Consider the following 25,229-nt stretch of genomic DNA (forward strand, 5'->3'; position numbering starts at 1 on the left):
AGGGTCCGTCCCTTTTGATGTCGAGGCCAGGCGCTGTCGACCCGCCCGGCGTTTCCGCGCATGAAGCCTAGCCGCAGCCGGGACATGGCCACGTCATGGGGTCCTGGTAATGCCTTGCCAACGACATTGGAGTACGGCAAGGTTAGGCGAATTGTCCTAAACCGCTAACGGGACGTGCCGAGCGCCCATGACGACCGGTTCAGGAAGAACAGCCGGGCCCCCTTGCCGGGAAGATCTATCTCGGGTCCCGGCGCGAACCCCATCTGGATCAGGCGCGCGATCGCCTTCTCGTTGCGGGCGTCGGGCTCGGCCACGATCCGCCGGCTCGGGTCCGCCAGCGCGTACGCGAGGCAGACGGACAGGAGCGTGGCGATGAAGCCGCGCTCGCCGCTCCCGGTTGCGGGGCCGATCGTCAGGTGGATCCCGAAGTCGCCGGGATGGACGTCGTAGCACTCCCCGACCGGGTCCTCCGCCCGGTTCGTACTTCTGGAAGAGCGCCACCGGCCTGCCGTCCTTGTGAAGGAGGTAGGCGTGGTGCGTCGCGAGAGAGTCCAGGCACTCGTAGATCTCCAGGACCCGCTCCCGGCCGGCGTCGCGCATGCCCCCAGAAGCGGGCCCGGTCCTGGGTGACCAGCCGTGGATCAGGTCGAGGTCGTGCCGAGGATCCACCGGGACGATCCGGATGGTCCCGAAACCGTCGACCACCCGCTCGTGTACGGCATCGCGCGAGGGGCGGGCTTCAGCGGCGCGTGCTTCAGCGGGGAGACGTCAGCGGTCATGTCTTTCCTCGGTGAGGTGGTTCCAGTCCGTGATCACGGGGACGAGCTCTCCGCGCAGCCACAGCGGCAGCTGGTCGCGGTGGTGGGCGTCGCCGGGTACGCCGGAGGCCCCGAACGGGACGACCCAGAGACTGTCCTCACGCCGCGCGAGGTCCCAGACGTAGCGGGCCACGGGTCCGCGGGCGGCGTGGTCGGTGATGCCCGGCACGCTGGACGTGGCGAGCACGCAGTCATGGTCGCCGGACAGGCCGGGCCACACCTCATGCGCCAGCCCGGGAAGCGCCTGCCATGGGGTGAGCCGGTGCACCTCCCCCCACCGCGGCAGCACCTCCCCGGTCCCGGCGCCCGCCCCGGCAGCGGGAACGGCAGCGGGAACGGCAGCGGGAACGGCGAGCTTGGTGGCGACGTCCTCGATGGCGGCCCTGACGACGCCGGGCCTGTCGATGCCGGGCAGCAGTTCGGTGGTCAGCACGCCCTCCAGCGCGAACGCGATCCGCCGGACCAGCAGGACCCACGGCTGGAAGATCTCGGAATACCGCGACGCGGTCTCGGCCAGCCCGGCCAGCGCGGGGTGAGCGGCCAGCCCCTGCACCACCCTCGCTCGCACGGCGGCGTACAACGTGGCGTCGGCGCTGTCGGCCTCCATCCGGCGGTCCCAGCGCAGCAGCCGCTCCCGCAGGCGTGCGGCGTCCGGGCTCAGGCCGTCCAGTCCGGCCAGCAGGTCCAGCAACGACCGGGCCGAAGCCAGGAAGGTGTCGGTGTGGATGGCGGTGACGTCCTTGGCGGACCAGGCCGCCGACCCGTCCAGCAGGTGCCGGATCCGCTCGGCCCGGTGCGGGGCGGCGAAGTCGACGCCGAGCGGCTCGGCCAGGCCCCGCTGGTTCGCCATCACCGCGACACCGTCGACCTCCGCGCGAGGCAACGGCTCGTGCCAGCCGTGCCACTCGTGGGCGGCATCCCACGCGGGCATGACGCGCAGCCGGTTGTCCCGGTGGCGGAGCGGCACCATGCCCGCCACCCGGTGCAACAGGCCGCCCTCGGTGTCCGCGGCCTGCACGACGTTGACGGGCTCCGCCCACAGGTCGAGCGCCCGGTCGACGTCGGCGACGGTGGCCGCTCTGAGCAGCGCGGGCAGAGCGCGGAAGCCCACGTCCTCACGCACCCGAGGCGGATAGCGGAGACTGATCCCCTCCCCCTCCCCGCCTGGGCCGCCGATCACCAGGGGGCCGCGGTCGGTCTCGATGACCTCGACCTGGACCGGGTCGCCGCCCGCCACCTCGATGGTCTCGACGTGGGCGGAGGCGGGCCGCCAGCCGTCAGGGCCGAGGGCCTCGACCTTTTCTCCCCGTCGCCGGAGGCGCTCCCGGTAGAGGTCCTGATAGTCGGCCATGGCGTTGGTGATGGCCCAGGCCACCGTGCCGGTGTGCCCGAAATGGGCGATGCCGGGAACACCCGGGACGGCCAGCCCCACGACGTCGAACTCGGGGCACGACAGGTGGACCTGCTGGTAGACGCCGGGGTCCTCGATCACCCGGTGCGGGTCGCCCGCGATGAGGGGGGCCCCGGTAATGGTGCGGGCGCCGCTGAGGATCCAGCCGTTGCTCCCGGACGCGCCGGGCGGGCCGTCGTGGGCGAACAGCCCGATGGCCTCCTCACCAAGGACGCGGGCGACCTCCTCGCGCCATAGCTTGGCGGGAAAGTTGGCGAAGAGGATGTGCGTGGACAGCCAGAGTCCCAGTGGCGTCCACGGCTGCCAGCGCCCGGGAACCAGTCCGGTGGCGGCGAACTCCGGTGCCCGTCGCGCTCCCTCGGCGAGCCCGTCGTTGACTCCGTCGACGTAGCTCCTGACCCAGGCGCCGGTGTCCGCGTCGAGGCGGTCGAAACAGCGACGGGCGGTGTCGTCCAGCCGGGCCTGCCGGGCGAAACGGTCCCAGGGCACGGCGGCGGCGCCCAGGAAGGCGGCGGTGGTCCCCTGTGACCGGTGCCGCTCGACCTCGATCTGCCAGGCCCGGTCGATCGCGACGTCGCGCCCCTGCGCGAAGGCCAGCTCGTGCGCGCTCCCGGCTCGCAGATGCGGGATCCCCCAGGCGTCCCGGTAGGTCTCGATGATCACTCCGCTCCCCCTCTTTTCTCGTACGGCCGCGCCCACATCGGTGTAGAAGGGATGGCGCGGGCGGGTCGTGTCATTCATATCCGGCCTGCCCTCCGTTCGGTGACGAGCAACCAGATCAGATCGCCGCCACCGGGCACTCCGGTCACCAGCCGCTGCGCGACCCAGTCGGCGCCGACCAGCAGGACCGCGCCCGCGGGCGAGCAGTGGGCGTCTTCCCAGCCGCGCCCGTCGAGGCTGCCGGTGAGCCACAGCACGGCGCGTGCCGCGTCCGTCATCTGGGTCCGCGTGAGCAGGTAGCCGTTGAGGCCGGTCAGGATGGCGCCGACGCCGATGCCGACGAGCACCAGACGGTGTCCGTGAAGCCCCCGCCGCCAGGCGAAGGCGGAGATCACGACACCGGTGACGAGCCCTGGGTGAAGCCGAGCACGTCGGGGCTGCCCAGCGGGTTGCGGACGACCGACTGGAAGATCGCTCCCGCGAGGCCGAGCGCGGCCCCCACGAGCAGGGCGGTGACCGCGCGCCGGGCCTCTCGTGAACCCCATCGCGCGGTTCGCGTCACGACCGTGACCCCCCGCCTCAGGCGGGCACCGCCGTACGGACCCAGTCCACGATCTCCTGCGTCGTGGCGCCGGGCGTGAAGATCCTCGCGACGCCCATCTTCTGGAGCTCCGGGATGTCCGCCTCCGGGATGATGCCGCCGCCGAACACGACGATGTCCTCGGCGTCCTCCTCGCGGAGGACCTCGATGAGCCGGGCGAAGAGCGTCATGTGGGCGCCGGAGAGGATCGACAGTCCGATGGCCGCCGCGTCCTCCTGGATGGCGGTCCTGACGATCTGCTCGGGCGTCTGGTGCAGCCCCGTGTAGACGACCTCCATGCCGGCGTCACGCAGCGCCCTCGCCACGACCTTGACCCCTCGGTCATGTCCGTCGAGCCCCGGCTTCGCCACGACGACCCGGATCCTGGCTTCCATGAAGACCTCCCAGATGGTGCCCCGCTGCCCGAAGCGTAACCGCAGCCCCGACCGGCGCCGTCGTACGGCCCGGCCATGCAGATTAATCCGTTAATCAACTAAAAACTCACAGCAAATGTGGAGTTTTGTGACTTTTCCGTGATTATGACTCGGCAAGATTTCGGGGTCACCTCTCGAAGAACGAGGGGTATTTACGGGAGGAACCCCCCCAATGAGGCGAACAATCGCCGCTTTGGCGTGCGCCGCGGCGGCCACGCTCATCGCGCCCGCGGTCGCGGCGCCCGCCCACGCCCAGGCCGGCGCCGCCGACCCGGCCGTCGCGCTCAAGAAGCAGTTCGTCACCGGCCACGGCGTTCATTTCACGTCCGTCGGGAAAATCAGCATCGGCGGCTTCTCCTCGGCCAAGCTCCGCCAGAAGGGCGACGTCGAGTTCGCCAGGGCCGGCGTCTCCGCGAGCGACGTCACGACGAAGATCGACTTTGGCGGCTCGCTCGGGGACGACGAGGACCTGCAGGGCCTTGACGACCCGACCCGGACCATCACCGTGAAGAAGAACACCTACGTCTCCGGCGGCATGTACGCCGACGTCCTTCCCGACGGGAAGACGTGGCTCCGGATGCCCGGCGGCGACGCGGCGGGCTCCGTCGCGGGCAACAACTTCATCGACCCGCTGAACCCCCAGGCGCTCAAGGCCGTGCTCGCCACCGCCAAGGCCCACGGCAACGGCGGCGTGATCGGCGGGGCCAAGACGACGCTCTACCGTGGCGCGATCACCCTGCAGCAGCTCGCCGCTTCGACGCCGTCCCTCAAGAATGAGCTCAAGGCCCTCGGGCCGGAAAGCCGTAAGACGGTCGTCTCCTGGAAGCTCTGGGTCGGCTCCGACAGCCTGGTGCGCCGGCTGTCGACCTCGACGAGCCTGAAGTACAAGACCAAGAAGGTCAGCTTCACCCTCGACGTGGCCGGCACTCTCACGTTCACCGGGTGGGGCTCCAAGATCCACATCACGCCTCCGCCGTCCGACCAGGTGGCCGACGTCTCCGACATCGACGGCACCGTGCCGGATATGCCCGACTACATCAACCTGGGCGACTGACAGCCGGCAACACTGAAGCGGGAGGCCACGGCACCTGGCCTCCCGCTTCCGCGTGAGGCGGGTCCCCGTCGAGCGGGGGTCAGAGCTTCTCGACCTTGGCGTAGGCGAGGAGCAGGGTCTTCTCGCCATCGCTACCGAAATCGATCTTCGCTCGGGTCTTCTCCGCGATGCCTTCCACGGCGACCACCGTGCCGAGGCCGAACGTGTCGTGGGTGACCCTGTCTCCCGGTGTCAGGTTGGGGATCTCCCGGCCGCCCTTCCTGGGGGCGGGAGCCGTACGGGACTGGCGGGGGGACGTGGCGATCCCAGAAGTCGGCATGGGATTGCGAGACACCGCGGCGGACCAGGCGTTCTTGGCGGGGTCACTGCGCCAGTCGACGAGGTCGCCCGGCACCTCGGAGAGGAACCGGGAGGCCGGGTTGAACGACGGCGCGCCCCAGGAGGTGCGCACGGCCGCGCGCGAGAGGTAGAGCCGCTGCTCGGCCCGCGTGATGCCGACGTAGGCCAGGCGGCGCTCCTCCTCCAGCTCCTTGGCGTCGCTGAGCGAGCGCATGTGGGGGAAGACGCCGTCCTCCATCGCGGTGAGGAACACCACGGGAAACTCCAGGCCCTTGGCGGTGTGCAGCGTCATCAGCGTGACGACGCCGCCGTGGTCCTCCCCTTCGGGGATCTGGTCGGCGTCGGCGACGAGCGACACCTGCTCCAGGAAGTCGACCAGCGTGCCGTCCGGGTTGGCCTCCTCGAACTCGGCGGCCACCGAGATCAGCTCGTTGAGGTTCTCCAGGCGGCTCTCGTCCTGGGGGTCGCCGGAGGTCTCCAGCTCGGTGCGGTAGCCCGTGCCGTTCAGCACCTCCTCGGCGAGATCGGACAGCGGCAGCTCCTTGGCCCGCAGATCCTCCAGCATCGCCGTGAACTCCCTGATCGCGTTGAGCGACCGGGTGGCGAGGCCGGGGGCCTCGCCGGCCCGCTGGAGCGCCTCCCAGAAGCTGATCCGCTCTCTGGTCGCGAAGGCCTCGATCATCGCCTCGGCCCGGTCGCCGATGCCGCGCTTGGGCACGTTGAGGATGCGCCGCAGCGACACCGTGTCGCTCGGGTTGGCCAGGACCCGCAGGTAGGCGAGCAGGTCCTTGACCTCCTTGCGCTCGTAGAAGCGCACCCCGCCCACGACCTTGTACGGCAGGCCGGTGCGGATGAAGATCTCCTCGAAGACGCGGGAGGCCGAGTTGGTCCGGTAGAAGACGGCCACCTGGCCCGGGGTGATCCCCTCGTCGTCGCTGAGCCGGTCGACCTCCTGCGCGACGAACATGGCCTCGTCGTGCTCGTTGTCCGCGACGTATCCGACGATCTTCGCCCCGGCGCCCTGCTCGGACCACAGGTTCTTGGGCTTGCGGCTCTCGTTGCGAGAGATGACCGCGTTCGCCGCGTTCAAAATCGTCTGCGTGGAGCGGTAGTTCTGCTCCAGCAGGATCGTCCGCGCGTCGGGGTAGTCGCGCTCGAACTCGAGGATGTTGCGGATCGTCGCCCCGCGGAACGCGTAGATCGACTGGTCGGCGTCGCCCACGACGACCAGCTCGGCGGGCTCGACGCCCTCCCTCACCACGTCGCCGTCGGCGGTCCGCAGCTCGGGCCGGCCGACCAGCTCGCGGACCAGCGTGTACTGCGCGTGGTTGGTGTCCTGATACTCGTCGACCATCACGTGCCGGAACCGCCGCCGGTAGTGCTCGGCCACCTCGGGGAAGAGCTGGAACAGGGTGACCGTCAGCATGATGAGGTCGTCGAAGTCCATCGCGCCGGCCTCGGTGAGCCGCTGCTGGTAGGTCCGGTACGCCTCGGCGAGCGTGCGCTCCAGATGCGTCTGGGCCCGGTCCGCCGCCGTCTCGTAGTCGATCAGCTCGTTCTTGAAGTTGCTGACCTGGTTGGAGAACGACCGCGGCGGGTAGCGCTTGGGATCCAGGTCGAGCTCGCGGCACACCAGCGCCATGAGCCGCTGCGAGTCGGCCTGGTCGTAGATCGAGAAGCTGCTGGGGAAGCCCAGCCGCTTGGCCTCCCGGCGCAGGATCCGCACGCACGCGCTGTGGAAGGTCATCACCCACATGGCCTTGGACCTCGGCCCGACGAGCCGGTCGACCCGGTCCTTCATCTCGCGGGCGGCCTTGTTGGTGAAGGTGATCGCGAGGATCTCGCCCGGCTGCACGCCACGCTCGGCCAGCAGGTAGGCGATGCGGTGGGTGAGGACCCGGGTCTTGCCGGAGCCGGCTCCCGCGACGATCAGCAGGGGGCTGCCCTGATGGAGGACGGCCTCCCGCTGCTGCGGGTTGAGGCCGTCGAGCAAGGGGTGGGTGGCGGCTCGGGTGGACACGTGACTAAGGGTATGACCGTCCACCGACATCCGGTGCCCACCCTTCGATGAAGCCCCCTTTAAGGTGAGTTGCCGGACCAGGAGGAGGCCAGCCCATGCTGGATGACGCTGACATCACAACGGTGCTGGTCGTGACCGCGCACCCCGACGACATCGACTTCGGCGGCGCCGGGACGATCGCCAAGCTCTCCGACGCGGGGGCGCAGGTCGCGTACTGCCTGGTCACCGACGGCGACGCGGGCGGCTTCGACCGGGATCTCGACAACGGCGGCATGGCCGCGCGGCGCCGCGCCGAGCAGACGGCCGCCGCCAAGTGCGTCGGCGTCAGCGACCTTCGCTTCCTCGGCCACCAGGACGGCGTGGTCGAGCAGACCCTCGGCCTCCGGCGCGACATCACGCGGGTGATCCGGCAGGTCAGGCCGGATCTCGTGATCACCTCCACGCCCGAGCGCAACTACGCCCGCCTGGGTCCGAGCCACCCGGACCACCGGGCCGTCGGCGGCGCCACCCTCGACGCGGTCTACCCGGACGCCCGCAATCCCTACGCCTTCCCCGAGCTGCTGGCCGACGAGGGCCTCGACGCCTGGACGGTCCGCGAGGTCTGGCTGATGGGCACCATGACGCCCGACCACTACGTCGACGTCACGGCGACCATCGACCGCAAGATCGCCGCGCTGCGCGCCCATGAGAGCCAGACCGCCCACATGGAAGACCTCGACGGCATGATCAGGGGCTGGCTCGCCGCCAACGCCGCGACCGCGGGCCTCCCCGAAGGCACGTTCGCCGAGGCGTTCCAGGTCGTGGTCAGCGCCTGACCTGGTCGCAGTGGCAGCTATACGTCTCGCTCATCATCGTCTGGGCGGTCGCCAGGCTGCCCGCCGCGCTCCTGTTCGTCGGCATGCTGCTGGGCGGGGGCCGACTTGATCACGAAACGTATCTCCGCACCTCAAACTGCCCCGCCGGGAACCCTTGCATGATCACGGGGGTGGGTCGCGGGCGTCGCCGGTCAGGGCTTCTCGGTACGGCTGAGCCGCCGGGCGGCGCGGGCGGCGAGGTAGCCGAGCGAGTTCGTGGCGACATGCAGCACGGACGGGGCAAGAAGACCGCCACGACGGCGAAGCTCGTGGAAGAGCAGGCCCGCGAGGCCTGTCGACACCACGGTCCCCGCGACAAGACGAGCGGTCTCCACGCCATCCCCCGTCTCGCCCGATGTCAGACGGCCGAGTGCGGGGTTGGCGCGGGCCATGTCGAGAGCGGGCAGCACGTGCCACAGCCCGAAGAGCGCGGCCGACGCGGCGACAGCCGTACGAGCCGGAAGCGACCTCCCGAGAAGGGCGGGGAGCACGCCGCGGAAGGCCACCTCTTCGAGCAGCACGGTCCCGGCGGGCACCTGGACCAGCGCCTCCTCCAGCAGGCGGCGGCGCGACAGGGCGAGAGCCCGCTCGTCGCGGAAAAGCGGCCGGGTGCGCGGAAGGGCGACGCCCGCGGCATAGCCGGCCACCACCCCGGCGGCGAGCGTCCCTCCGATCGCCGCGCCGCGCCTGGGCGTGCGGAAGCCCAGCTCCGGCCACGTGAGCCCGTCCCGGCGGGCGATCGCGACCAGGGCTCCGGTGGCGACAGCTGAGGTCACGGGGGCCCACCGCGGGGCGATCCGGTTGTTCATCACGTTGGCGGCCACGAGCACGCCCAGTGCCGGTGCCACAGGATTCACCCGGCCCACGTCATGCCCTCCTCTGTGTCACACCGTCATTGTGGGGCCGCTCAGGGGCGGGCGGTGCGTCAGCAGGCTCCGACGCCCTGCTGAAAGCCCTTGGCGAAGAATCCCTGCCGCTGCTGCGGCGAGCCGTGGGCGTCCGGCGCCCACCAGGCGTCGGTGGGGTCTCCGGCGGCGGCGAGGCTGGTGAGCAGCTCCGAGTCGTCGCCCGCGTCGGCCTGGATCCGGCCTTCCTGGAGCAGCCCGCTGAGCGTGCCTCCCGCGTAGCAGTCGGCCTGGAGCTCACGTTCCACGTTGAAGCTGAAGTCGTTCATGAGCTGCGCCTGTACGGCATGCCCGAACTCGTGCGGGATGATCACGTAGACCGCGCCATCGCCCATGTTGTCGTAGAGCGACTCCAGCCAGTCCGCGTCGAACGCGATGAAGTGCCCGGCCGGGCAGTAGAACGCGTTGTCCGGCACGGCGGGCTGGCCTCCGCAACTGGGCCCGTCCGTGCCGTGATAGGGGACGAAAGACTTGATCGGCTGGTAGGTCGCGCCGCCGGCGGCGAACCGCTTCGTCCAGAACCACTCCGTGAGGCACCGGGCCAGCCTGACATCGCCGGCGAAATCCTCCCCCGAGTCCTTGCATGGACCCGCGGACGCCGTGCCGGGCGGCGAGCCGGCCGAGTGCTGCCGCCCGGCCCGCCCGCAGGCGGCGGTCAGCACGAGCACGACGGCGAGGACGAGCGTGAGGGGAGCGATCAGTCGAGGCGCCACGACCGCAATGCTGCCCGATCCTTGGACCGATGCACACAATTAATCCGGATATGACCAGGTGTGGACGGGTTCGTTGGTGTGCATGTGCTCGATGTACCGCAAGGTCATCTCGCGCAGCGCGTCGTATCCGCCGCCGAGAGCCCGTACGGTCTCCGCCTGCCAGGTCGCCCCCGTGCGGCCGGTGACGCAGCGCCCTTCGATGATGCCGAGCAGCCGGTCACGCTGGGCCGGATCCACTCCCCACAGGTCAAGGCCCTCGTGGGCCAGGGGCAGCAGCCGCCGCAGGATGAGCTCGGCGGCGGGGACCTCGCCGAGACCCGGCCAGTAGAGGCGCGCGTCGAGCCCGTGGCGGGCGGCCCCCCGCAGGTTGTCCTCGGCGGCGGCGAAGGACATGCGGGTCCACACCGGCCTCTCCGCCGTCGGCAGCACCCGCATCAGGCCGTAGTAGAACGCCGCGTTGGCCACGATGTCCGCGACCGTCGGCCCGGCCGGCAGCACCCGGTTCTCGACTCGCAAGTGAGGCACACCGTCCACCACCGCGTAGACCGGCCGGTTCCAGCGGTAGACGGTGCCGTTGTGCAGGGTCAGCTCGTGGAGCTCCGGCGTGCCGCCGTCGTCGAGGACCTTCCGCGGATCCTCGTCCTCGCAGATCGGCAGCAACGCGGGAAAGTAGCGGACGTTCTCCTCGAAGAGATCGAACACCGAGGTGATCCACCGCTCGCCGAACCAGACCCTCGGCCGCACGCCCTGCGCCTTCAGCTCCTCGGGCCGGGTGTCCGTGGCCTGCTCGAACAGGCTGATCCGGGTCTCCCGCCACAGCTCCCTGCCGAACAGGAACGGCGAGTTGGCGGCCACCGCGACCTGCGGCCCGGCGACGGCCTGCGCGGCGTTCCAGTGGTCGGCGAACGCGGCCGGGCTGACCTGCAGGTGGAGTTGCACGCTCGTGCAGGCCGCCTCGGGGGTGATGCTGTCGGCGTACGTGTCGAGCCGGTCCACCCCGTCGATCGCGATGTGCAGGTCCTCCCCACGGGCGGCGAAGATCTGCTCGTTGAGCAGCTTGTACCGCGGGTTGGCCGACAGGGTCGCCTCGCTGACGTCGGACTCGCGGAGCGTCGGAAGGATTCCGACGAGCATCAGGTGGCCGCCCACCAGCCCGGCCCGCTCCTGGGCTCGGTTGAGGCGCCGCCGTACGGAATCCTCCAGACGGCGGGCGCCGTCCCCGGAGAGCTCCTGCGGGGCGACGTTGATCTCGACGTTGAACTGGCCGAGCTCGGTCGCCCAGTCCGGCTCCGCGATGGCCGCCAGGACCTCGGCGTTCTTCATGGCCGGCTCGCCACGGGAGTCGACCAGGTTCAGCTCGATCTCCAGGCCCGCCAGCGGCCGTTCGACGTCGAACCGCGACTCCCGCAACATCTGGGCGAGCACGTCCAGTGACCGGCGCACCTTGTCGCGGTAGCGGCGGCGGTCCTCCCGGGTGAACGCGATGGCTGGTACGTCACGTCCCATGGGAACCTCCGAGCGGTGCCTCGTCCCCGATCGCTTATAGCGTTGTTTCCTGAGAATTGCCGCTCATGCGATGTTCCGCCGGCGGAGCTACACGAGGCGGCGGGCGGTGGCCCACCGGGAGAGCTCGTGACGGTTGGAGAGCTGGAGCTTGCGGAGCACGCTCGACACGTGCGTCTCGACCGTCTTGACCGAGATGAACAGCTCCTTCGCGATCTCCTTGTAGGCGTAGCCGCGCGCGATCAGCCGCAGCACCTCGCGCTCGCGCTGGGTCAGCGAATCGAGCTCCGGGTCGATCGGCGGGGCCTCGGTGGAGGCGAAGGCGTCCAGGACGAACCCGGCCAGCCGCGGCGAGAAGACCGCGTCGCCCTCCGACACCCGGACGATGGCGTCGGTCAGCTCGGTGCCGTTGATCGTCTTGGTGACGTATCCCCTGGCTCCGCCCCTGATCACACCGATCACGTCTTCCGCCGCGTCGGACACCGAAAGCGCGAGGAACCGGACCTGCGAGCCCGACCCGAGGACCCGCTTGAGCACCTCCTGGCCGCCGCCACCCGGCATGTGAACGTCCAGCAGTACGACGTCGGGCTCCAGCTCGGAGATCGCCTGGACGGCCGTGTCCACGTCCTCGGCCTCGCCGATCACCTCGATCGACGGCCCCAGCTCGGCGCGCACACCCGATCGGAACAGCCGGTGGTCGTCGACGATCAGCACACGTACGGTCTTCATTTGGCGTTCCTCTTCATGGTCAGCATGACCTCGGTTCCGTCGCCTGGCTCGGTCCTGACCCTGGCGCTTCCCCCATGGCGCTCCATCCTGCCGATGATCGACTGGCGGATGCCCATCCGGTCCTCCGGCACGTCGTCGAGCACGAAGCCCTTGCCGCGGTCCCGGACGAACACCGTCACCTCGTCACTCTCCACCTCGGCGTAGACGGATATCACGGGAGACTCAGAGTATTTGGCCGCGTTCACCATCGCCTGCCGGGCGGCGTGGAGCAAGGCCACCAGTCCCTCGGTCAGCTCGCAGTCACCCACGCACACCACCTCGATCGGCACGCCGTGGGCGTCCTCCTCCTCGGCGGCGACCCTCCGTACGGCTGCCGCGAGCGTGGCGTCGGCGTCCTGCTTCGGCTGGTAGAGCCAGTTGCGAAGCTCGCGCTCCTGGGACCGGGCCAGCCGGGTCACCTCGCGGGGGTCGGCGGCGTTGCGCTGGATGAGGGTCAGGGTGTGCAGCACCGAGTCGTGGACGTGGGCGGCCACCTCGGCCCGCTCCTCCTGCCTGATGCGCTCGGTGCGCTCGCGCTGGAGCTCCTTGACGAGGGAGGCCAGCCACGGCGCGGCGATCATCAGCATCCCGCCGACGACGACGGCCGTGAAGACCAGGCCGGTCCGCGCCTTCGCCAGCTCGCCGCTGGCGGCGAGGAAGCCGATCGCGCCGACGACCACCAGCAGCGCCCCGATGCCCGTGCGGACCCAGGTCGTGCTGACGTGCTTCACCGCGCCGGTCATCCAGCGCTGCCGCCGGCCGGGGTCGGCCTGCTGCCACAGGATCAGGGCCCCGATGCCGCCCACGGCGATCGGCCAGGTGCCGAATCCCCCGCTGGACGCGCCGGTCATCCAGCCGAAGGCGGCAAGCGCCAGCCAGAGCACGCCGTACGCCGCGAGCTGGCCCCAGTCGCGGCCCGGCTGGGGCCCCTTGACCTGTTCCTTGGGGACCTGTTCCTTGGGCGTGAACATCCAGAGGGCGGCGTAGGCCACGAAGCCCAGGCCGTCGACGACGGTGAGCAGCACGAAGGCCAGCCGCAGCACGACCGGGTCGAGCCGCAACTGGGCGGCGGCACCTTGGGCGACACCCGCGACCACCCGGCCCGCGACGGGCCTGACGAGCCTCGGGTACTCCTCGGGGAGATTACGGGTCTCAGACATATCGTGAAGCATCGTCACACGTCAGAGCCCCACACCGCATCAGGGCATGCCCCGGGTCCTCCCCCGAGCCGTCGCACGCGGTCTCAGGGTCCAAGCGTTCAAGCTCCTGGCGGCCCTCGCTGCGATCAGGCGGTGCCCTGATGCGAACCCCGGCGGTTCGGGGGTGAGTCAGGGGTTCCCCCGATAGTGGGCGAGCGGCGCGGACCGCCAGGATGGGACCATGACCGAGGCACCACCCACCACCGCAGACAACGCCGCCGGAGCCGCTCCTGGAGGCGAGCCCGAGCGCGTGCTGAGCCGCAGCCGCTCCGGCCGCATGCTCACCGGCGTGTGCGCTGGTCTCGGCAGGTACACGGGCATGGACCCGGTCCTGTTCCGGGTGGGCTTCGCCGTCCTGGTCCTCGCGTCCGGCATCGGGATCATGCTGTACGTCGCGGCCTTCCTCCTCATGCGGGAGCCCGGCGGGGGCCCCGGATATCTGGAGCAGTGGACCCGCCGGATGTTCGACGCCGAGACCGTGCTCGCGCTCATGGCGGCGGTCTTCGCGTTCGGCCTGATCATCAACGTCGCGTCGGGCGGGATCAGCAGGGGCACGATCGTCGTCGGCACACTGCTGGCCATCGTGCTTCTGGCGGCGCACGCACGGGGTGTCGACCTGCTGATGATGGCCAAGTCGGTGCCCGAGCGGGCGACCGGGCGGCGTGGCATGACCCGCACGCCCGCCACCGCGGCCTTCACCTCGCCCCCCCCGCAGGCGCCGTTCACCATGACGGACCCCCGGTCCACCACGCCTGACCCCGCCGTGCCGTCCCAACCGGCCAGTACGGCAGGCACCCGGGAGATGCCGTCAGGTGCCGCCGGCACGGATGACGCGGCGGGCTCGGGGGGCGCGGGGGGCGCGGCCGCCCCTGAGGATGTGGCGGCGGACCGGGGCGCGTCGGGGGCGACGGCCAGGACCACAGCCGGCACCACGGCGATGCCCGTGGGGCCACCGGCCACCGCGGGCTACCGGAGACTGTCGGACCTCGCGAGAGAGGCCCGCGACAGCACCTACGGCTACTCCTCCGGAGAGCCCTTCGCACCACACGGCCCGTACACCGCGCGTGAGCCGTACCGGCACCAGGAGTCGTACCAGCCGTCGCCGCCTCCGGCGCCGCCCCGGCCGCCGCAGCCGAGGAAGGCGAAGCGGCCGAGGTCGTTCATCGGCGGACTCACCATCTGCCTCGCGCTGATCGTTGGAGGAGTCATGGTTACGGTGCAGCGGTCGGGCGCCGGTGCGGTCAGCCTGCCGGTGATCGGCGGGGCGGTTCTCGTCACGATCGGCGCGGGACTGCTGGTCGCGACGTGGTTCGGCCGGGGCGCGGCACTCGTCGCCGCCGGCACCATCGTGTCGCTCGTCCTTGTCGCGGGGTCGTCGGTGAACGGAATTCCGAAGAAGATCGGCAGCTTCGTGTGGCGGCCGGTGAGCAGCGCCCAGGCGAACAAGGACTACGTCCTGGGCATGGGCGAGGGCAGACTCGACCTGAGCGACTACGCCCTCGCGCCGGGGAGCCGGGTCACGTTCAACGCGTCGGTGTCGGTCGGGCAGATCACGGTGATCGTGCCGTCGACCGCGCGCGTCGAGGTGCACGGCTACACAAAGCTGGGCGAGGTCAAAATCGACCACAAGGTGGAGGACGGCGCGGACGTCAGTTTCGACCGCGTCCTGGAGCCGGAGGTCACGGGCCCGGGCGACGTGCCGACGATCGAACTGCACGTGAAGGCCGGGATCGGGGACGTGGAGGTGCGCCGTGCGGCCTGATCCCCAGCGCCACGTGTCCGTCGGTTCCATCGGCCCCGACCGCCGGTCCGAGCGGCCTCGCCGCGTGCACCGGACCAACTGGATGGCCCTGCTGTGCGGTCTGCTGTTCGTCGGCATCGGAGTCCGCTACCTCACCGGCCCGCCCCCCGACGCCGTGATCATGGCGCCCGTGCTGGTCGGGGGCCTCGGCTTCGCGGCCTTCGTGGCCATCATCGCCAAAGCCCTCCGCCGATAGCCCCACCCCCCTGCGCGTGATCATGCACAGGTTCCGGCGATGGCACCCCGGGCACGGCACCCACACGCATAGCTGGGTGCGCACCTCAGTGGCCGCACCCAGGAACCCGTGCATGATCACGCGGGAAGGCGGGTGAGTCAGCGGATGACCAGCTCGCGGGTGCGCTGTTGGGGGAGGCCGGCGAGCCTGCGCTGGCCCTCGGTCAGCAGGGCAGCGAGCGGGCCGGGCTCCCGGAGCCTGGTGAACCGGTCGCGGTTGTACTTCCGCAGCCGCGCGGTACGGCGCTTGCCGGCCGCCGCCTTGAAGGCGATCACGTGCTGACGCTCGGCCTTGGGCGCTCCGCTCAGCTCGTAGCCGTTGGCGATGAGGCGGTCGCCCAGCACCTCCTCGCAGAGGGCGATCTCCCAAGGCTCCAGCCTGGTGGACCATCTGCCCGCGTGGGCCGTGGTGACCTCCCCGTGCGTGTTGCTGTGCCAGACCTTGTGCTTGGGCACCGCCACCTCGGCGATGTGCCGGGGCTCGCACATGGCGGGGTCGAAGTCCTCGCCGATGAAGGCGCACAGCTTCTTCAGCTCGGTCTCCGGATCCGCCGTCAGGTCCTCGTAGCGGAGCTGGTAGAAGGTGTCCGCCGGCAGCTTGCGGGCGTTGCGCTCGCCGAAGTCGATGGCCTCGGCCCAGTTGGCCATGGCGTGCACGCTGTCCGGCTTGTACCAGGGCATCTCCTTCAGGGAGGCGACGCAGTCGCGCCCGTCCCTGACCAGGTTGATGAACTGGGCGTCGGGGAACATCCGCGTGATCATCTCGACGTGCCGGTAGTAGCTGGGCCGCTTGTCGCCCCAGCGCGGCTTGCCGAACCGCTCGGCGTAGCTCTTGAAGACCATCCCGATGACCGAGCCGAAGCTGCCCGGGCCGAGCATGGCCGACTGGACGAACTCGGCCTCGTCGAGGCCCAACTCGCGGAACTTGGTGTTCCGCCCGGTGGCGATCCAGTTGGCCAGCGTGCGGCGGTTCTCCGCCAGGCGCATGTCGCCGTACATCCTGCGCGAGAAGTAGGCCGGGACCAGGAACCGGGTCTCCGGCGGTACGGCGATGCGCGGGTGCGAGTGCAGCATGAGCTGCAGCATGGTGGTGCCCGAACGCGGGCAGCCGATGACGAAGACCGGCCTGTCCGACTGCATGAAATCAATCCCCCCGTGATGACCCTGATGAGATGTCGACGCGTGGCGGGCGTCGGCCGCCCCCGCGTGGGCGGCCGGCCGCTCGCGCACCGGGCGTGGGCCCCCGGCGGGCGCGGTGGCAGGCCGATCAGACAAGAATCCTGTTCCTCTCCGGTGTGTCCCGCGGGACCTGGCGGGTCGCCAGCCAGACGCGGTAGACGAGGCTCATCTCGAACGCCAGCAGCAGCGCCCCCGCGCCGGCCGACACCGGCACCCACGACCGCGATCCGAGCAGCGGGCCGACCACGAACACCGCGACGTGAAACTCGATTCCGCTCACCACGTGGGTCCGGACGCGGTGCCGTACGAGAAAGACACGGAACCGGTCGTACCAGGGGAACCGCTCGTGGAACTCCTTCTGCAGGTCCACGAGCGTCCGGCCGTCCGGGGCGGCCAGCTCCCCCACGTCGGTGCGCGGCCGCGCGTGCAGGACGTCCTCCACGAACACGCAGTCGGCGTTCATCCGGGCCTGGGCGAGCACCCGGGTGGCCTCCTTGACGCGCTTGAGCTGCGGCCCGTTGATGTAGCGGAACAGATCGAGCAGGACGACGCCCATGGCGGCGAGCAGGAACTCGATGTCGCCGTCCTGGGCGTACTGCCCGAAGCCGATCCCGAACGCGCAGCAGACCACCCTGATCCGGTCGCCGACGTAGTCGAGCCAGAGGCCGAACGGCGTGCCGGTGCCCTTGAGCCGGGCGATCTTCCCGTCCATGCAGTCGACGGTGAAGCTGAGGTAGAACAGCGCCGCCCCGAGAATCAGCGCGCCCTCGGCGAAGGAGACCGCGGCCCCGAGGCCGATCAGCATCGACAGCCGGGTCAGCCCGTTGGGCGTGAGCGCCGTGTGGTTGGCGACGAGCAGCGCGAGCCGGCAGGCGAGCGGGTCGACCATGAAAACGGTCCACCACGAGTCCCTCGGCTTGCGAGTCGCGAGGATGTCATCCAGCGTGTAGCCCCCCATGCAGGTAAGAATGACTACAGCGGGTAGCCGTTCACGCGTAGTTCGGGAACAGGCTGGGCATCTCGTTGCCAGTTCTTGACTATGTCCCCGACCTGGGTAAACCGTCCGCCAATCGTGGTCGCGATCCGTTACAGTCCGTGTCCGGGGGGAGATCCATGCCGGTTATTACGCTGTACCGGCGGCTGCAGGGGCGGCTGCCATCTTGGGAGCCGACGCCGCGGGCCGCTCTGATCCGCGAGGACGCGAGCCCGCTGCAGGCGCAGCGCGAGACGCTCGACCTCGTGTGCTCGTTGCTCTCCGGCGCCGCTGTGCCGTACTTCTGTGTCCGCCCGATGCCGGGCCGTCCGCCGGTCGTGGCCGTCGCGGAGGGCGACCGCACGCGGGCGCTCACCGCGCTCGCCGCCGGCGGGCACCCGCTCTTCGCGGCGCGGCAGCCGTACGGCAAGCAGGGCGCGAAGACCCGCCCGTCGGACGTGGGCCGGATACGCCCGCTGCGGCGCGCGGCGGGGCTTCTGGAGGACGCCCGGATCGTGCGGGTGGCGCTGCTGTTCGCCAGCCCGTCGCGGACGCTGACGCTCGGCCCGGAGCACGGCTGCGACCTGGAGTTCTGGTCGCGGGAGGGGGACGTCCTGATCGCGCCGCGGCCCAACCTCGCGTGCGAGGTCGTCCCGGTGTGGGACGAGACGGTCGAGGGCGGCGAGCAGCTCTTCAACACCCTCGTGTCGGCCGCGCGGAGCGTGCGGACATACCCAACACGGCCGGAATTCACCCGGCGGCTGGTCGACGACATCGACTTTCCGATCGACGCCGTCTACACCTGGGTCGACGGCGGCGACCCCGCCTGGCGCGCCCGTCGCGACCTCGCTCTCTCCGGCGCGCATTCCGGCGGAGCCGGCGAGGGCCCGAACGGCGGGCTCAGCGAGCTGGCCACGACCGAGGCGCGGTTCACCAGCAGGGACGAGCTGCGCTACTCGCTGCGCTCGCTGTTGACGTACGCCCCCTGGATAAACAGGGTCTGGATCGTGACCGACGGCCAGACGCCGTCATGGCTGGACACGACCCACCCCATGGTGACCGTGGTGGACCACAAGGAGATCTTCAGCGATCCGTCGGTGCTGCCGGTCTTCAACTCGCACGCCATCGAGACGCAACTCCACCACATCGACGGCCTGGCGGAGCACTTCCTCTACCTGAACGACGACTTCTTCCTGGGCCGCCCGCTGTCGCCGCGGACGTTCTTCGAGGGGAACGGGATCACCCGGTTCTTCCCGAGCGTGGTGCACGTGCCGTTCGGCGCGCCGGAGTCGGAGGAGTCGCCGGTCCACGCGGCCGGCATGAACAACCGGCGCATGCTGGAGAACCTCTCCGGCCGGACGCTGACGCAGAAGCTCAAGCACGTGCCGTACGCGCTGCGCCGCTCGCTCATGTTCGAGCTGGAGGAGCGGTTCTCGGCCGAGTTCGAGGCGACCTCGCGCAGCACTTTCCGGAAGTCCTCGGACATCTCGGTCGTGTCGTCGCTGGCGCACTACTACGGCTATCTGAGCGGCCGGGCCGTGCCGGGGACGGTGGACTACACCTACGTCGACCTGTCGCTGCGCAAGACGCCGGCCAAGCTCCGCCGCATGCTCACCCGCCGCAGGCACGACGCCTTCTGTCTCAACGACACCGCCCCGACCACCGCCGAGCAGGACGCGCTGCTGGCCCGTTTCCTCGAGGCCTACTACCCCACGCCGACGCCGTTCGAGCTCGTCTGATTCCCCCCGCTCGACCTCGTCTGACTTCGCGGGCCGCCCATGGGAGGCGGCCCGCCATCGGCTTATTCAGCGGCGATCGACCCTTCGGCGGCCCCGTCAGCGGATGAGGTCTCTCAGCGGGCGGCGGGCACCTCGTAGCGGGCCACGAACATGCCACGGGAGGTCCATCGGCCCGCGGGAACGAACAGGCCGCGGACGAGGTTCAGCCGCTTGCTCCCCTTCGCCGCCTTGCCGGTGTGGCCGACCACCCAGAGCGTGCGAACTCCGGCGAGGCGGGTAGCCAGCGCGAGGGGGCCCACGTCGCGTCCGCCGAAACTGCCGTCGCGCTGGGGTGACCGCTTGAGAGCGACGTCATCGAGACGTCCGAAGATCTCCGGGTAGACCAGCTCGTACTTCCTGACCTTGTCCGGAACGAACAGCACGGCGTCTCCGCGCTTCGCGCCGGCGGCGAGCACCGACGCGACGGGAGCGGGATCGTCCTGCCGCCCGTCCGGTCCCCTGGTGAGGAGATGGGCGGGAATCGACAGTCCGAGCCCCGCCACCAGGAGAGCGAGGGCCGCCCGGCGGGGAAGCGCGGCCAGCCCGGCGCCCGCCAGCAGAGCCGCGGCGGGCACGCAGCAGAAGACGTAGCGGAAGACGTAGACCGGATGGTCCGCCCACGAGGCCGCGAACAGCGCCAGTGGCGGCACGACGACCATCGGCAGGGCGAGCGCGACGAGCCTTTCCCCGCGCTCACCCCGCCATCCCCCGCATCCCTGCCGTTCCTGCCGGCCTCGCGGGAAATGCAGGACATGCCGAGTGATGGCGAGCAGCGCGAGGCCCCCCGCGAGTGGGGCCACCCCCACCCAGGCCGGGCTTGTCGCGCCGAGATCACCGAAGAGCTGGACCGCGAGCATGCCCACGTCATCGGCGCCGGGCGAGCGAATCCACGAGACCTGGGCGCTCTGCGCGGACGCGAGCACCGCGAAGGGCGCCACGGCGGCCAGCGCCATCGCGACGGCTCCGCACCACTTCAGGACTGGCCCCCGCGACCACACGACGTAGATCCCGTGGGCTCCGGCGACCAGGAAGGCGAACAGGTTGACGTAGGCCAGCCCGGCCAGGGCCATGCCGTACATCGCGAAGGCGATCCGGGACGGCTCTCGCAGGGCGCGCAGGAGCAGCAGCGACACGCCGACCGTCATGGCCATCGCCAACGGGTACGGCCGGGCCTCCTGCACATAGCGGGAGAAGACCGGCATCGTGGCCATCAGCGCCCCGCCGTACAGGCCGGCTCGGGGGTTGCCGAGCGCGCGCCCCAGGACGCCCACTCCGGCGGCGGCCAGCGCCCCGGCCAGGACGGACGGCAGTCGCACCGCCACGTCACCGGTCCCGGACACCGCGACCACGACGTGCATGAGCACGTAGTAGGCGCCGTGGACGACGTCCACCGTGTGGAGCAGGTGCAGCAACTGGGGCAGCGTCCGCGTGGCGGCGCTGATCGTCGCGGCCTCGTCCCGCCAGAGCGGCGGGCCGCTCAGGTCCCACAGCCCGGCGACGAGCGCGAGGAGGCCCGGCACGACGACGGCGGCACTCGGCCTGGGCGGGCCGGACCTCATGCGCCGCGAAGGGCGCCGGGGGACGCCGAGCCGTACCGCACGGTTCCGTACGGCAGGCGGAGCAGTTAGCCCCGTCATACGAGCACCCGTCATACGAGCACCCGTGATAGGAGCACCTGTCATGCGAGCATCCGCCCGACCACGCGCTCGGAAGCGTGGCCGTCGTCCCACGGGCAGAACTTGTCACTGAAGTCCTGATATCTCACCTTGTACGGCGTTGCATCGGCATATTTCAGTGCTTCGATGACTTCATCCGAGTTTCGCACGATTGGGCCGGGAGCCTCCTCCTCGAAGTCGAAATAGAAACCGCGCACCTCGTCGCGATAACGCTCCAGGTCGTATGTGAAGAACACCATCGGCCTGCCCGTGCAGGCGAAATCGAACATGGCCGACGAATAGTCGGTGATCAGCACGTCGGTCGCCGCCAGCAGATCGGCCATATCCGGAAATCGGGAGACATCGATGACACCGGGCGGAATCGTCATCCGGTCGGCCACGAGGTAATGCGTCCGGACGAGGAGCACGTCGTCGAGGCCGAGCGCCTCGACCGCCCGCCCCACGTCCAACTCCAGGCCGAGACGGCGGCGACCGGTCAGCTCGTCGTCTCGCCACGTGGGCGCGTAGAGGATGACCCGCCTGTCCTCGGGAATGGACAGACGCCGCCGCACCCAGCGGTCTCGGCCGGGGCGGAACAGCACGTCCGTGCGCGGGTAGCCCGATTCGAGCATCTCCCCCCGATAACCGAACGCCCCCCGCAGGATCGGCGTGGCGAACGGGCTCGGCGAGACCATCAGGTCCCACATCGCGGCGTAACGCTCCAGGTCCTCGTCCAGATCCCGCTGGGCGTACGGCATGCCCGCGATGTCGCGGCCGAGACGTTTGAGGGGCGTGCCGTGCCAGGTCTGGACGAACATCTGGCCCGGCCGCTTGGCGTACCAGCTCGGCTGGGTCCGCCGGTTGGCCACCACGAAGCGGCAGGAGCGCAGCGCCTGCTCGTGCTCGCGGGAGCCGTACAGGACCGTGCGGACTCCCGCCGGCACCGTGAACTGCCCGTCGCGGGTGACCCAGATCAGCTCCATGTCGGGACGGCGCCGCCCGAGCTCTTCGGAGACGGCTCGGGGATTGCACGAGTACTGCCCGCCGCCGTAGCTGTCGAAGAAGGCCGCGTCCCAGAGCCGTCCGGCCGGCCGCCAGGACGTGACGCGCCGCTGAAGGGACGTCCCGCTTCCCTGACGGGACGTCCCGCTTCCCTGAGGGGACGTCCCGCGCCTGCGCGTCGCGTACCTGCCGCGCTCGTCCGGATGCAGCGCGGGCCTCACCACCAGGATCAGCTCGCGGGCGAGCGTGGTGCGGAAGGAGACCTCGTGAAGACCGGTGGTGTGCGGCTCGGGCAGGTCACCCACAAGACGCGCCCTCAGCCTCAGCCGCTCGTCGCCGCAGAACACCCGCCAGGTCCCGCTCCGCAACGGCAGTCCCTGCTCCGTCCGCCCGATCGTCGCCGCCCACCGTCCCTGCCCGCCACCGGCGCTCTCCAGGTGGAGCGGCCAGGTGTGGCGCTCGGCCGTCCTGGCGTGGCGCAGGACGATCGTGTCCGTACGGCTCAGGCCCACGCCGGTCAGAACCAGATCGTGGGCCTCGGTCCACCGGACTCCGGTCACCTCGGCTCCAGAGCAAGGAGCCAGATCGTCGGGATGACACCCGGAGTCCTCGGCGGGACGGCCGGAGGTGAGAGTGAGGCCTCGCTCCTCGGTGAGGGTCACGCGTACGCCGCCCGCGGGGAACTTCCGCTCGCCCGCGCTCCGCCCAGCGGCGAACCTGCCCGACCGCGTGATCCCTCGCGCCGACACTTCGGCGTGGAGCGCCCAGCGGCCATCCTGCAGACGAGTTGGATCGATCTCCGCCACGAATCCCGAGTCGTCGTGACACACAGCGGACTGCCCCGAATCAGCGGTCACGTCCGGCCGGGAGACGCGCCTGATCGGGACGTCGATCCGGTCGTCGCCACGCTGTAGCCACACGCCGACATGACTGCGGCGGCTCTCCAGGTGCGCGATGTAGGCATGGCCCTCGACCCGCAGCATGCCGCCGCAGTGCCGTACGTCATCGACCCGGGCGTGCGGTTCGAAGTCGCGGTCGGCCTCGTAGAGGTGGTCCGGGACCCCGCGGTCGCCCCGGAAGGGATAGTCGAGATACCAGCGGGGGCGCGGGAGGCCGGGCAGTGCCGGCCTCCGCCGTACGACTCCGCTGTCCCTGATGTCCGTCCGCGCGAACCGCTGGAGCTTTCGCAGCTCGTCGGCCCTGCCGCGCGCCGCGAGGAAGAGCGTGAGCCGCCCCAGCACCGGCAGCGTGTCGCCGGCCTCGGGGTCAAGATCGGCAAGCTCCGGAGCGAGTTCCAGGAGCCGGTCCACCCCGCCCTCGATTGAGGCGTCGCCGAGCAGCGTCACGAGATCGCCGTGCTCGGCGAGCTGTCTGTCGTAGCGCCTCTTGAGTTCTGGGGCATGCTCGGCGAGGAGACCGGAGACCTCCAGCATGGCCGCGAGCCGCCGGCCGGGGTCGGCGGACCGGGCATTGTCCGCGCGGCCCAGGCAGACGACCTCGTTCAGCACGTCGGTCGACCGGGAACGCACATGGGCCGGGATCGTGACCGGGAAGTCCTCCCGCAGGCCTTCCGGGAACGCGAACCCGTGCTCGTCCCAGAAGGCCCGGCGGAAGACCTTGTTCGTCACCGACGTGTCCTGCAGCAGCGTCGGCTGCTTCGTGATGTGTGTGCGGAGAACGGTCGTCCCCGCCAGATGCCGTCCCGCCGTCTCCACAGCGATCCGGGCGGCCTTCCCGCAGGCGAGGTCCGAGCCGGTGTTCTCCAGGCTCTCCACCAGCGCCCGATAGGCGTCGGCCGGGATCACGGCGTCGCTCCCGGCGAAGGCCAGGAAGGCCCCCGTCGCGTGCGCGACTCCCGTGTTCCGGGCCGCTCCCACGTCGAGGGTCGCCGCGGTGACGACCCTGAACCGCAGGTCCCGTACGGCTTTCGCGTCCTGGTCCCGTACGGCTCGCGGGTGGCGGACGATGACGACCTCGATGTCCGGCAGGGTCTGGTCGCGGAGGGACCGAAGGCACTCCTCGAAGTGCTCTTCCGGGCCCTGAAGAGGCACGATCACCGAGAGTCTGGGAGGCACCGTCACGCGGCCAGGATGCCTTCCGGCGGGTGGCGGGCATCGGCCTAACCTCGATCGCCTTACCGACGCTTGACCGTTCCTTGACCTGGCCGCGCCAGCTTTCCGCGCGCTCAGGTCCCCCCCGGCGCGGCCGGTCGCCGCCATCCGGGAAGTTCGAACAGCCACGTCGCGCGCGCCGCGAGCAGCCCGCGGCGGATCGCCAGGCTCAGACCGATCACCACGGCGGTCAGCAGAATCGGATACCCCACCACCGCGAGCGCCTGTCCGTCGCCGCTCAGCCTGGACATCGGACCGACGAGGAACCCGTGCAGCAGGGCGAGCAGCGGCATGTGGACGACATAGATCGGCAGCGTTCGTCGTCCAAGGGCGGCGAGCGCGTCACCCACCGGCCGCCATCTGCTCACCCGCTCGGCGGCGGTGACGCCGAAGGCCACCGCCGCGACGGACACCGCCGGCCACACCCCCACCCAGCGCTGACCGCCGGTCACGGCCATGACCGTCAGCGCCGCGGCGTACACGACGAAGGTCAGGGCCAGGCGGCGGTTCGTGGCGGTCGCCGCCCACCGTTCGACGTACGGCTTGAAGTACAGACCGCCGAGGAAGAACACCAGGTTCTGGTAGACGCCGCCGCGGTCGCCCGGGGTGGCGAGCACGCCGGCGGCCGTGATGACGGACAGGGCCGCGGCCGCCGCGAGGATCACCGGCCGCGGCGCCCGTCGTACGGCCTTGGCGAACGCGAAATAGACCGCGAGGGCGTACAGGTACCAGAGGTTGGACGGGGTGATGGTGAGCTGTTCCACCAGCCCGAGCACGGAATCGGCGTGGTCGGTGTTGAAATCCGGGGCCGCGGCCAGGATCGCGGTGTGGATGAGCAGCCAGACGGCGTACAAGTACAGGAATTTGGCGACCCGGGATCTGCCCAGCACCCGCCACGGGCGATTTACGGCATTCGCCGCGAAAACCCCGGAGATGGTGAAGAACAGCGGCATCCGAAGCGGCAGGAGTTGCTCGCCCAGCGTTCCCCAGGCACTGGGGACGGGCAGGCCGGCATGCCAGCTGATCTGCAGATAGTCCTTGACGATGACGTGCCACAACACCACGAGGATGATGCATGCGCCCTTGGCGACGTCCGCCCACTGTGCCCGTTGCCGGGACGCATCGGCGCCGGGCGCGGTCCGGGCGTTCCCGGCGTGAATCCGAACGGTCGTCACGATTCTCCTTGGTCATGCGGGAGGCAGGGCACGCCGGAGCCCCCGGGCGGCTGATTCGGTTTC

The 25,229-nt window shown here is 70.5% G+C and carries 20 protein-coding genes and 2 pseudogenes; 5 read left to right on the plus strand and 17 right to left on the minus strand.

Features of this window, described 5'->3' with window-relative positions:
* Positions 1 to 164: 164 nt before the first annotated feature.
* The 6 genes and pseudogenes from ABH927_RS10680 to ABH927_RS10705 all read right to left on the minus strand — a co-directional run bounded on the left by ABH927_RS10680 (position 165) and on the right by ABH927_RS10705 (position 3,864).
* The gene (locus tag ABH927_RS10680; RefSeq protein WP_370020807.1) at positions 165 to 608 is read right to left on the minus strand and encodes a GNAT family N-acetyltransferase; all 444 of its coding nucleotides are present in this window, start codon (positions 606 to 608) and stop codon (positions 165 to 167) included.
* A pseudogene (locus ABH927_RS10685) lies at positions 535 to 705 on the minus strand (siderophore biosynthesis protein); the annotation flags it as partial. The gene ABH927_RS10680 and the pseudogene ABH927_RS10685, both read right to left, overlap by 74 nt.
* Entirely contained in the window at positions 642 to 779 is a 138-nt protein-coding gene (locus tag ABH927_RS10690) for a hypothetical protein (protein WP_370020823.1), read from the minus strand. The gene ABH927_RS10690 and the pseudogene ABH927_RS10685, both read right to left, overlap by 64 nt.
* Positions 769 to 2,970: a penicillin acylase family protein gene (locus tag ABH927_RS10695; protein WP_370020383.1), complete on the minus strand. Its 2,202-nt coding sequence runs from the start codon at positions 2,968 to 2,970 to the stop codon at positions 769 to 771. The genes ABH927_RS10690 and ABH927_RS10695 overlap by 11 nt, the downstream gene beginning before the upstream one ends.
* Positions 2,967 to 3,451: pseudogene (locus ABH927_RS10700) on the minus strand (iron chelate uptake ABC transporter family permease subunit). The gene ABH927_RS10695 and the pseudogene ABH927_RS10700 overlap by 4 nt, the downstream one beginning before the upstream one ends.
* A 17-nt stretch (positions 3,452 to 3,468) precedes the next feature.
* Complete coding sequence (locus tag ABH927_RS10705) at positions 3,469 to 3,864, minus strand: cobalamin B12-binding domain-containing protein (protein WP_370020384.1); 396 nt, start codon at positions 3,862 to 3,864, stop codon at positions 3,469 to 3,471.
* 211 nt (positions 3,865 to 4,075) lie between these two features.
* On the opposite strand from ABH927_RS10705, the gene ABH927_RS10710 reads away from it, so the two are divergent.
* Complete coding sequence (locus ABH927_RS10710; RefSeq protein ID WP_370020386.1) at positions 4,076 to 4,957, plus strand: hypothetical protein; 882 nt, start codon at positions 4,076 to 4,078, stop codon at positions 4,955 to 4,957.
* Between the two features lie 79 nt (positions 4,958 to 5,036).
* Here ABH927_RS10710 and pcrA read toward each other — a convergent pair whose 3' ends face one another.
* Positions 5,037 to 7,346: a DNA helicase PcrA gene (pcrA, locus tag ABH927_RS10715; protein WP_370020388.1), complete on the minus strand. Its 2,310-nt coding sequence runs from the start codon at positions 7,344 to 7,346 to the stop codon at positions 5,037 to 5,039.
* A gap of 65 nt (positions 7,347 to 7,411) precedes the next feature.
* On the opposite strand from pcrA, the gene ABH927_RS10720 reads away from it, so the two are divergent.
* Positions 7,412 to 8,131 carry a PIG-L deacetylase family protein gene (locus tag ABH927_RS10720; RefSeq protein ID WP_370020390.1) on the plus strand — a complete coding sequence of 240 codons (720 nt, stop codon included), beginning with the start codon at positions 7,412 to 7,414 and terminating at the stop codon, positions 8,129 to 8,131.
* A 191-nt stretch (positions 8,132 to 8,322) separates the two neighbouring features.
* On the opposite strand, the gene ABH927_RS10725 is transcribed toward ABH927_RS10720, so the two are convergent.
* The 5 genes from ABH927_RS10725 to ABH927_RS10745 all read right to left on the minus strand — a co-directional run bounded on the left by ABH927_RS10725 (position 8,323) and on the right by ABH927_RS10745 (position 13,219).
* The gene (locus tag ABH927_RS10725; protein ID WP_370020391.1) at positions 8,323 to 9,018 is read right to left on the minus strand and encodes a CPBP family intramembrane glutamic endopeptidase; all 696 of its coding nucleotides are present in this window, start codon (positions 9,016 to 9,018) and stop codon (positions 8,323 to 8,325) included.
* A 77-nt stretch (positions 9,019 to 9,095) separates the two neighbouring features.
* Positions 9,096 to 9,827, minus strand: coding sequence for a neutral zinc metallopeptidase (locus ABH927_RS10730; protein ID WP_370020393.1), 732 nt, complete (start codon positions 9,825 to 9,827; stop codon positions 9,096 to 9,098).
* Positions 9,828 to 11,294 (minus strand): glutamate-cysteine ligase family protein, encoded by a 1,467-nt coding sequence (locus ABH927_RS10735; protein WP_370020395.1) that lies wholly within the window; start codon positions 11,292 to 11,294, stop codon positions 9,828 to 9,830. It abuts the gene before it with no gap.
* A gap of 87 nt (positions 11,295 to 11,381) precedes the next feature.
* Positions 11,382 to 12,020, minus strand: a complete 639-nt coding sequence (locus ABH927_RS10740) for a response regulator (RefSeq protein WP_370020397.1) — start codon at positions 12,018 to 12,020, stop codon at positions 11,382 to 11,384.
* Positions 12,017 to 13,219, minus strand: a complete 1,203-nt coding sequence (locus tag ABH927_RS10745) for a PspC domain-containing protein (protein ID WP_370020399.1) — start codon at positions 13,217 to 13,219, stop codon at positions 12,017 to 12,019. The genes ABH927_RS10740 and ABH927_RS10745 overlap by 4 nt, the downstream gene beginning before the upstream one ends.
* 220 nt (positions 13,220 to 13,439) lie before the next feature.
* Between ABH927_RS10745 and ABH927_RS10750 the strand changes: the two genes are divergently transcribed.
* Entirely contained in the window at positions 13,440 to 15,020 is a 1,581-nt protein-coding gene (locus tag ABH927_RS10750) for a PspC domain-containing protein (protein WP_370020401.1), read from the plus strand.
* Positions 15,010 to 15,255 carry a hypothetical protein gene (locus ABH927_RS10755; protein ID WP_370020403.1) on the plus strand — a complete coding sequence of 82 codons (246 nt, stop codon included), beginning with the start codon at positions 15,010 to 15,012 and terminating at the stop codon, positions 15,253 to 15,255. Before ABH927_RS10750 ends, ABH927_RS10755 begins: the two co-directional genes overlap by 11 nt.
* A gap of 137 nt (positions 15,256 to 15,392) precedes the next feature.
* On the opposite strand, the gene ABH927_RS10760 is transcribed toward ABH927_RS10755, so the two are convergent.
* Entirely contained in the window at positions 15,393 to 16,433 is a 1,041-nt protein-coding gene (locus ABH927_RS10760; RefSeq protein WP_370020405.1) for a sulfotransferase, read from the minus strand.
* 127 nt (positions 16,434 to 16,560) lie between these two features.
* A complete protein-coding gene (locus ABH927_RS10765) occupies positions 16,561 to 17,430 on the minus strand; it encodes a CDP-alcohol phosphatidyltransferase family protein (protein ID WP_370020407.1) in 870 nt (289 codons plus the stop codon).
* 155 nt (positions 17,431 to 17,585) lie between these two features.
* Here ABH927_RS10765 and ABH927_RS10770 point away from each other — a divergent pair, with 155 nt between their 5' ends.
* Positions 17,586 to 19,184: a stealth family protein gene (locus ABH927_RS10770; RefSeq protein ID WP_370020409.1), complete on the plus strand. Its 1,599-nt coding sequence runs from the start codon at positions 17,586 to 17,588 to the stop codon at positions 19,182 to 19,184.
* A gap of 113 nt (positions 19,185 to 19,297) precedes the next feature.
* On the opposite strand, the gene ABH927_RS10775 is transcribed toward ABH927_RS10770, so the two are convergent.
* The 3 genes from ABH927_RS10775 to ABH927_RS10785 form a co-directional block, all read right to left on the minus strand.
* On the minus strand, positions 19,298 to 20,860 hold the full coding sequence (locus ABH927_RS10775) for a glycosyltransferase family 39 protein (RefSeq protein ID WP_370020411.1): 1,563 nt from the start codon (positions 20,858 to 20,860) through the stop codon (positions 19,298 to 19,300).
* A 41-nt stretch (positions 20,861 to 20,901) separates the two neighbouring features.
* Positions 20,902 to 23,961, minus strand: a complete 3,060-nt coding sequence (locus ABH927_RS10780) for a CDP-glycerol glycerophosphotransferase family protein (RefSeq protein WP_370020413.1) — start codon at positions 23,959 to 23,961, stop codon at positions 20,902 to 20,904.
* Positions 23,962 to 24,065: 104 nt separating this feature from the next.
* A complete protein-coding gene (locus ABH927_RS10785) occupies positions 24,066 to 25,166 on the minus strand; it encodes an acyltransferase family protein (RefSeq protein WP_370020415.1) in 1,101 nt (366 codons plus the stop codon).
* Between the last annotated feature and the right edge of the window lie 63 nt (positions 25,167 to 25,229).

It is taken from the genome of Planotetraspora sp. GP83, from assembly GCF_041262585.1.
Taxonomy (GTDB): domain Bacteria; phylum Actinomycetota; class Actinomycetes; order Streptosporangiales; family Streptosporangiaceae; genus JAOEGB01.